We start from the raw sequence: 7,420 nt of genomic DNA, 5'->3' as shown, positions 1-7,420 counted from the left end.
GCCCAAAAACCACCCAACCCCCCCGCCCCGGCCACCCCGGGGCCGGGGCGGGGGTGCCCCCGGGCCCCCCCCCCCACCCGCCCGTCGTCACCGATCGGCCAACGATCCTGGGAAGCACTCCGAGAACGACGCGATCCGGACGGTCAGCGACTCGTTGTCCACCGTGACGAGGTACCGCTCGCCCGTTCCGCGGCTGAGCGCGAGCCGCTCGGCTCCCTGCCCGGTCTTCCCGGTCTCAGCCGTGAACGACGAGTCCGCCGAGAACTCGGACCGGATCTTCTCGTAGGCGGAGTCGACCGGCTCGGATGCTGCCAAGCGCAGGGTGATCCCGCCCGCGGACTGCACCTCCGAGTCGCTGCAGGCGAGCAGCACCCAGTCGCGTGTCGTCTCGGACGAGACCTTGTCGCCGTCGAACGTCTCGGCGATCCTGCGCTGGACGGTGCCCGCGCGGTCCTCGGCCCCGGAGCGGTCCGCTGCCTGGTCCGAGCTCGAGGGGGTCGCCGGTGATGCGGTCATGGACGGGCCTCCCGCGCAGGCGGTCAGGGCGAGGGCGATGAGCGCCCCGATGGCGGATGGGATGAATCGGTGGCTGGTCACGGGAAGATCCCCTCCACGAGGTCGTCGAGGACGTCTTGGTTGCCCTCGATCCGAGCAACCTTGTTGTGGTGGTCCATCATGGTCGGGCCAGCCGCTCAGTCGTCGGTGAGAGATCCGCGGAAGCACTGCGAGAACGACGAGATCCGGATCTTCTGCGTGTCGTTGTCGATGGTGATGAGCAATTGGTCGTCAGCGACGCCGGTGATCGTCAAGCGCTTCGCCCCCTTGCCGGTCGTGTCCGTGGTAGCGGTGTAGCCGTCGTCGCGGACGGCGGCGATCATCGCGTCGTACGCGGCGCCCACGTCGATGTCGCGCGCGAGCGTCAGCCGAGCGCCGCCGGCAGCCGAGACCTCGGTGGCCGAGCACGCGAGCAGGGTCCAGTCGATCGTCCGACTGCTCGCAACCGCGCCTTCGGGAAGGGTCTCGATGACGCGGTCCTGGATCGAGGTCGTCCGCCGCTCAGCGGCAGCGCGAGTGATCGAGGACGATGCGCTCGAGTCGGGTGTCTCCGTCATCGACGGTCCTCCGGCGCACGCGGTGAGTGACAGGGATGAGGACGTCACAAGACTCACGATGACTACTCTGGATCGTCGGGTCACCCGGCGGCACCTGCCGCCCGGAGGGCGCCGTCGCGCTGGTTGCCGAACGCTCGGTCGAGCCGAACGGCTCGCGGCACTGGTGTCAGCGCGTGCGTCAGCGCGTCGAGCGTCGACGTGTCGACCTGCAGATCCCCCATGCGTCCTCCCCGCCCCGTGGATGACCGTCAACATATCAGACCGGCCCGCGCACATGGGAGGCGCGGTGTCCGACCCACCGCGCCTCCCGACCCCGCACCGGTCGCGACTGCCACCGCGACCGGCGCACCCGCGCCGTCCGGCGCGGCCTACTTGATCCCCGTCGAGGCGATGCCCTGCACGAACTGCCGCTGGAACGCCAGGAACACCACGAGCAGCGGCAGCACCGTCACGGTGGCGATCGCCATCACGGCACCCCACGGCGAACTGAACGCCGGGTTGTTCGTCAGCGTCGACAGCGCGACCGGCACCGTGAGGTTCTCGTTGCCCTGCAGCACGACGAGCGGCCAGAGGAAGTCGTTCCACCGGGTCATGAACCCGAGGATCACGAGCACCCCGACGAGGGGACCGCAGGTCGGCAGCACGACCCGGAAGAAGGTCTGGAACTCACCGGCGCCGTCGAGCCGCGCAGCCTCCATCAGGGCGTCCGGCACCCCGAGCATGAACTGCCGGGCGATGAAGATCCCGACCACGTCGAACACCGTCGGCAGGATGACCGCCCACGGGGAGTCGACCAGGCCGATCTTCGCGACGACGAGGAAGCTCGGCACGAGGGTGACCTGGATCGGGATCATGATCGTGACGAGGAACGCCGAGTACAGCAGTCCCCGCCCGACGAACCGGAACTTCGCCAGGGCGTACCCGGCCATCAGCGAGACGACGACGCTCAGCGCGGTGCCGACACTGGTGATGAGCGCGGAGTTGCCGAGCCACCGCCAGACCGGCTGCGTGCTGAACACCTGCGTGTAGTTCTCGAAGGTGGGCCGGGTCGGGAAGAGCGAGAACGTGCCGCTCTGCGACTGGCCGCCAGGGGTGAGCGCGGAGACGACCATCCAGTACAGCGGGAAGACCATCACGATCGCCAGCGCGGTGAGTCCGGCGACGAGCACCCAGCGGCCCGGGCGCGGCTTCCGCCGCGCGGTGGTCGGACGGGAGGCGCGGGTCGAGCCCGCAACGGTCAGCGCCATCAGATGGCCTCCTCTGCCTTCTTGTTGGCCCGCTGCCGGAGCAGCGTGAACACGAGCAGGATCGCGACGAGCACCAGCCCGAGCGCCGCGGCGTACCCCATCCGCGCGTCGATGAACGCGGACCGGAACACGTACTGGATGAGCACCGTGGTGGAGAAGCCGGGGCCGCCGCCGGTCATCACGTAGATGACGTCGAACGCCTGCAGCGAGAACACCACGTTGAGGATGAGCAGGATCGACGTCGTCGGGCGCAGGAGCGGCCACGTGATCGTCCGGAACCGCACCCACCGCGAGGCACCGTCGATCGCGGCTGCCTCCTTGAGCTCGGCGGGCACGGACTGCAGCGCGCCGAGGTAGATCACCATGCAGAACCCGATCCGGGTCCACACGACGACGATCACCAGGGTCGCCATCGCCCAGCCGGGCGCGGTCAGCCAGGGCACGCGGCCGAGACCGAGCGCCTCGAGCAGGTTGTTCACGACGCCGTAGTCACCGTTGAAGATCCACGACATGATGACGCCGACCACGACGCCGGCGGCGACCATCGGCACGAAGAAGAGCGCACGGAACACCGAACGCCCGGGCAGCGGTCGGTTCAGCGCCACCGCCAGGGCGAGGCCGATCGCCATCGCGGTCGGGACGGTCCCGATCGTGAAGACGAGCGTGTTCCGCAGCGCCGTCCCGATGAGCGGGTCGGAGCCCATGTCGACGAAGTTCTTCCCGCCGACCCAGGTGCCGTCGCCGAGCGAGGTGCTCGAGTCCTGGAAGCTCAGGGCGATCGCGGTCACGATCGGGATGAGCGAGAAGCCGAGGAACAGCAGTGCGGCGGGGCCGACGAACACCCAGGGGACGAACCGGCCCTGGCGTCGTCGCGCGGCACCACCGGCGGGAATTCCGCCGGTGGGCGGTGCAGCCGACGCCGTGGTCCGGACCGGCGCGGTCTCAGTTCGCAGTGACACTGCGCATCGCCTCCATCATCTGGCTCGAGGCCTCCTTCGGGCTGAGCTGCCCGAGCAGGCACAGGTCGAGGTAGTCGGCGAACACCGCGTTGAGCGACGAGAAGTACTGTCCGCTCTCGGCCTTCACCATCGACAGCGGGATGGTCGACCCCTGGTCGATGAACCGCTGCATGGTGTCCGAGTTCGCGGCGTACCCGATGTCCGCCGCGTCGAGGGACTCGCGGGCGGGCAGCCAGTTGCCGTCGTGGCAGAACTGCTGCATCTTCGGCCGCGAGGTGATCATCGCGACGAGTTCGGCCGCGAGCTCGGGGTGCTTGCTCGACTTCGTGACGGCGAGGGCGTTGCCGCCGAGGTCGCTCGCCTCACCCACGTTCCGGATCATCGGCGCCGTGCCCCAGTTGTCCCGCATGTCGGTGTCGAGCTGCACGATCGACTCCGGGTTGTTGAGCATCATGCCGATCTGCCCGGTCAGGAACAGGTTGCGGGCGACGTCCCCGCCGCCGCTCTTCGACAGGTTGCCGGTGGTGGCGAGGCCGTCGGCGTACCACTTTCGCCCGAAGGCCAGGGCGTCGATCGCCTCGGGGGTGTCCATCGAGGGGGTGGCACCGTCCTCGCCGAGGAACGCGCCCCCGTTCTGGTAGACGAACGGCAGCCACCGGTAGGCGGTCTCCGGCGCGGACCAGCCGTACCCGAACGCGTACTTGCCGGTGACCTGCTTGACCTCCTTCGCGACGTCGATGAACTCGTCCCACGTCCACGCGTCCGCGAGGCGCTCCGGCGGGGTGACCCCGATCCGGTCCATGACCTCGCGGTTGTAGTAGGTGATGAAGTTGTCGGTGTGCTGGAAGACGCCGTACACACCGTCGTCCCGGGCACCGATCGCCCAGAACGGCGTGCTGTAGTCCTGCTGGTAGTCCTTCGGGATCGAGCCGGAGATGTCGACGAGGCTGCCGTTCGCGGCGTACCGGCCGATCTGCTGCGGGGTGATCCGGATGACGTCGGGCGCGAGGTCCGCGGCGAGCCGGGTGATGAACCACTGGTGGAACTGGCCCGTGGTGACCTCGACGGCGACGCTGGTGCCGGGGTGCGCCGCGACGAACTCGTCGGCGATCTGCTGGTAGCTCGTGATGTCGGTCGGGATGTTCCAGGTCGACAGTCGGATGTGCTTCGTGCCGCCGTGGGCAGCGGTGCCCTGGCCGGCGCAGGCGGCGAGTGCGCCGGCCATCGAGATGCCGGCCAGCGCGAGGAACCCGCGTCGGGCCAGCTGGGTGGGTGGTCGGGTCGGCATGGTCCTCTCCTTCGAGGTCGTGGTGCCGTGGTGGTCCAGGAGGCGCGGTGCACGTCCCGGGGTCCGGGTGCGTCCGTGACGGGGCCGGGTCGCGCGGTGGACCCGGCCCCGCCGGCGGACGGGGCGGTCAGACGAGGGCGGGTCGCGCCTCCTGGACGGCACCGTGCTCGGCCGGTACCGCGGTCGTCGGGCGCAGCGACTCCGGGAGCAGCGCGGCGTGCGCGTGCAGCAGCTCGTCGGTCATCTCGGCGATCCGGTCGAGCGTGAGGTGCGCCGCGGTGAGGGGGTCGAGCGCGACCGCGTGGTGGACGTGCTCGACGCTGCCGGTCAGCGCCGCGCGGACCGCCAGCGTCTGCACGTTCGTGTTCGTCCGGTTGATCGCCGCGAGCTGCGGCGGGAGCTCGCCGAACGAGATCGGGGTGACCCCGTTGCCGTCGGCCAGGCAGGCGACTTCGACGCAGGCGTCCGACGGCAGGTTGGCGATCACGCCGGTGCGGTTCGGGACGTTGCCGTAGACCACCGCGGGGACGCCGGTGACGATCGCGTTGACGATGCTCGCGCCGTACTCGACCGACGGGGAGAGATCGGCCTTGAGCTTCTCGAGCTGTTGGTCGACGTCGCCCTGCTCGTCGTGGGCGAGGCAGATCTCGTAGTAGTCCCAGCGCTCCGGGATGTACTCGAGCACCGTCTCCGGGTCCTTGCGGAAGTACGGCACGTACTCGCTCGCGTGGTGGCTCGACTCCGTCTCGAAGTAGCCGAACGAGTGCATCAGCTGCGTGCGGACCTGCTCGTTGCCGCCCTCGTAGTTGCTCGCCGCCGCAGCCGCCTCGCTGTGGTCACCGTCGTCGTCGTGCAGGTCGGCCGCCGCGACGCCGCGCCGGTGCTTCGCGGTCATCACCTCGCGGAGGCGCGGGTACAGGTCCTCGCCGTTCCGCCGCTTGAACTCGAGGATCCAGGCCTGGTGGTTGATGCCGGCGCTGACGTACTCGACCTCGTCGTACGGCACGTCGAGGGTCCGGGCGAGCATGCGCGTGGTGCCCTGCACGCTGTGGCAGAGGCCGACCGTGCGCAGGCCCTTCGCGTTGAGGAACGCGGTGGCCATCGCCATCGGGTTCGCGTAGTTGATGAACTGGGCGTCCGGGCAGAGCTCGAGCGCGTCGCGGGCGATGTCCTCGTAGGCGCGCACGGAGCGCAGGAAGCGGAACACGCCGCCGGGTCCCACGGTGTCGCCGACGGCCTGGTCGATGCCGTACTTCCTCGGGATCTCCACGTCCCACTTGTACGACTCCACGCCGCCGACCTGGAACGTGATGATGACGACGTCCGCGCCGGCGAGGGCCTCGCGGCGGTCGGTGGTCTCGAGGACCTCGGTGCCGAGGCCGTGGTGGGCGACGAGCTCGCGGGCAGCGCTCGCGGTGCGGGCGACCCTGCCCGCGTCGAGGTCCATGAGGTGCAGTGTCGCGCCCTGCAGTGCGGGGAAGGAGACGAGGTCGCCGATGAGGCGGAACGGGAAGACGAAGCCGCCGGCGCCGATGATGGTGATCTTGGTCATGCAACGACGGTAGGGAGCGGGGGCGGGTGCGGGCCTCCGGCTTCGGACGGCGGGGTTCCAGGATCCTCGGATGGGCGCGCTCGGGTCGCTGTCGGGCCCGAGGGTCGCTGTCGTAGGCTCGCGGTGTGCTCGACGTGGAGACGATGGAAGCGGCGTACTGGAGCCACCGTGGCCCGGCGCCGCTCATGCCGTCGTCGCACCGGCACGACGACCTCGAGATCAACCTCGTGCTCGACGGGCACCTCGACTACCGCTTCGGCGGCGCTCCGATCAGCGTGCACGCCGGCGAGATCGCGCTCTTCTGGGGGTGGACCCCGCATCAGCTCGTCGGCGACGGGACGGGGACGGGGGAGTTCCGGTGGGTGCACATCCCGCTCGGCGAGGTGCTCGCGTGGGGGCTGCCCGACCACGACCTCGGCGCGATGCTGCTCAACCGGCCGGTCGTCGTGCCGACCGCGGCCGCCGGTCGTGACGTCGAGTCGATGCTCGACTCGTGGCAGCGGGACTTCGCGGACGAGGGCGCCGAGACCATCGCGAACCTCGAGGCGCAGGCGCTCGTCCGACGGCTCCTGCGGCACCACCAGGACGCCGTTGACCTCCGCCCGGGCGGCGGACACGGCACCGTGGACGCCATGCACCGGGTGATCGACATGGTGCGGTTCGTGGTCGAGAAGTTCCGCGAGCCGATCGAGGTGGCCGACGTGGCCGCGGCGGCGCACCTGCACCCGCACTACGCGATGTCGGTGTTCCGGCAGGACGTCGGGACGACCATCCTCGAGTACCTCACCCGGTGCCGGGTCGCCGAGGCGCAGCGCCTGCTCGCGACGACCTCGATGACGACGTCGGAGATCGCGCACGCGGCGGGGTTCGGGTCGCAGTCGAGCTTCTACGCGCACTTCAGCCGGGCGTGCGGCGGGCCGCCGGGGGAGTACCGGGCGCGGTCACGCTGACGGCACACGAGCAACGCCCCGTCGCGAGCGACGGGGCGTTGGCCGATCCGGACTGCCATGCGCAGCCGGAGATCGTGGGGGTGTTACTTGATCTGTGCGGTGATGGTCGCGACGCCGACGAGGAGGCCGGACTTCACGGCGTCGGTCTTGAAGGTGCTGTTGAGCAGCTTCGCGGCGTCACCGGAGACGTGCACGGTGGTGCCGGTCAGGATCGCGTTGTCACCCTCGAGCTGCAGCGGCTTCAGGGTGCCACCGTGCAGGGAGAACAGGTACGCGTTGTTGACCGCGACCTTGCCGTTGACCAGGACGTCG

The 7,420-nt window shown here is 70.0% G+C and carries 8 protein-coding genes and 1 pseudogene; 1 reads left to right on the top strand and 8 read right to left on the bottom strand.

What is annotated here, in order from left to right; translation table 11 throughout:
* Positions 1-87: 87 nt before the first annotated feature.
* The 7 genes from ACNQOV_RS17885 to melA form a co-directional block, all read right to left on the bottom strand.
* A complete protein-coding gene (locus ACNQOV_RS17885) occupies positions 88-597 on the bottom strand; it encodes a hypothetical protein (protein WP_402269444.1) in 510 nt (169 codons plus the stop codon).
* Positions 598-692: 95 nt separating this feature from the next.
* Entirely contained in the window at positions 693-1,112 is a 420-nt protein-coding gene (locus ACNQOV_RS17880; protein WP_416396251.1) for a hypothetical protein, read from the bottom strand.
* Positions 1,113-1,192: 80 nt separating this feature from the next.
* On the bottom strand, positions 1,193-1,333 hold the full coding sequence (locus ACNQOV_RS17875) for a hypothetical protein (RefSeq protein ID WP_416396249.1): 141 nt from the start codon (positions 1,331-1,333) through the stop codon (positions 1,193-1,195).
* A gap of 147 nt (positions 1,334-1,480) precedes the next feature.
* Positions 1,481-2,359, bottom strand: coding sequence for a carbohydrate ABC transporter permease (locus ACNQOV_RS17870; protein ID WP_416396247.1), 879 nt, complete (start codon positions 2,357-2,359; stop codon positions 1,481-1,483).
* Entirely contained in the window at positions 2,359-3,318 is a 960-nt protein-coding gene (locus ACNQOV_RS17865) for a carbohydrate ABC transporter permease (RefSeq protein WP_402269434.1), read from the bottom strand. Before ACNQOV_RS17865 ends, ACNQOV_RS17870 begins: the two co-directional genes overlap by 1 nt.
* Positions 3,302-4,606, bottom strand: coding sequence for an ABC transporter substrate-binding protein (locus ACNQOV_RS17860; RefSeq protein ID WP_416396244.1), 1,305 nt, complete (start codon positions 4,604-4,606; stop codon positions 3,302-3,304). The genes ACNQOV_RS17865 and ACNQOV_RS17860 overlap by 17 nt, the downstream gene beginning before the upstream one ends.
* A 127-nt stretch (positions 4,607-4,733) precedes the next feature.
* Entirely contained in the window at positions 4,734-6,158 is a 1,425-nt protein-coding gene (melA, locus tag ACNQOV_RS17855; protein WP_416396242.1) for an alpha-galactosidase, read from the bottom strand.
* A gap of 125 nt (positions 6,159-6,283) precedes the next feature.
* Here melA and ACNQOV_RS17850 point away from each other — a divergent pair, with 125 nt between their 5' ends.
* A complete protein-coding gene (locus ACNQOV_RS17850) occupies positions 6,284-7,108 on the top strand; it encodes a helix-turn-helix domain-containing protein (protein WP_402269428.1) in 825 nt (274 codons plus the stop codon).
* Between the two features lie 83 nt (positions 7,109-7,191).
* On the opposite strand, the pseudogene ACNQOV_RS17845 reads toward ACNQOV_RS17850, so the two are convergent.
* Positions 7,192-7,420: pseudogene (locus ACNQOV_RS17845) on the bottom strand (hypothetical protein); the annotation flags it as partial.

This window comes from Curtobacterium sp. LFS084, from assembly GCF_047977705.1.
Lineage (GTDB): Bacteria > Actinomycetota > Actinomycetes > Actinomycetales > Microbacteriaceae > Curtobacterium.
This window is presented reverse-complemented; position numbering and strand designations above follow the sequence as displayed.

Excerpts from the sequence above, each read along its gene's own strand:
- ACNQOV_RS17860 (WP_416396244.1), bottom strand. The coding sequence starts at position 4,606 with ATGCCGACCCGACCACCCACCCAGCTGGCCCGACGCGGGTTCCTCGCG.
- melA (WP_416396242.1), bottom strand. The coding sequence starts at position 6,158 with ATGACCAAGATCACCATCATCGGCGCCGGCGGCTTCGTCTTCCCGTTC.
- ACNQOV_RS17880 (WP_416396251.1), bottom strand. The coding sequence starts at position 1,112 with ATGACGGAGACACCCGACTCGAGCGCATCGTCCTCGATCACTCGCGCT.
- ACNQOV_RS17870 (WP_416396247.1), bottom strand. The coding sequence starts at position 2,359 with ATGGCGCTGACCGTTGCGGGCTCGACCCGCGCCTCCCGTCCGACCACC.
- ACNQOV_RS17875 (WP_416396249.1), bottom strand. The coding sequence starts at position 1,333 with ATGGGGGATCTGCAGGTCGACACGTCGACGCTCGACGCGCTGACGCAC.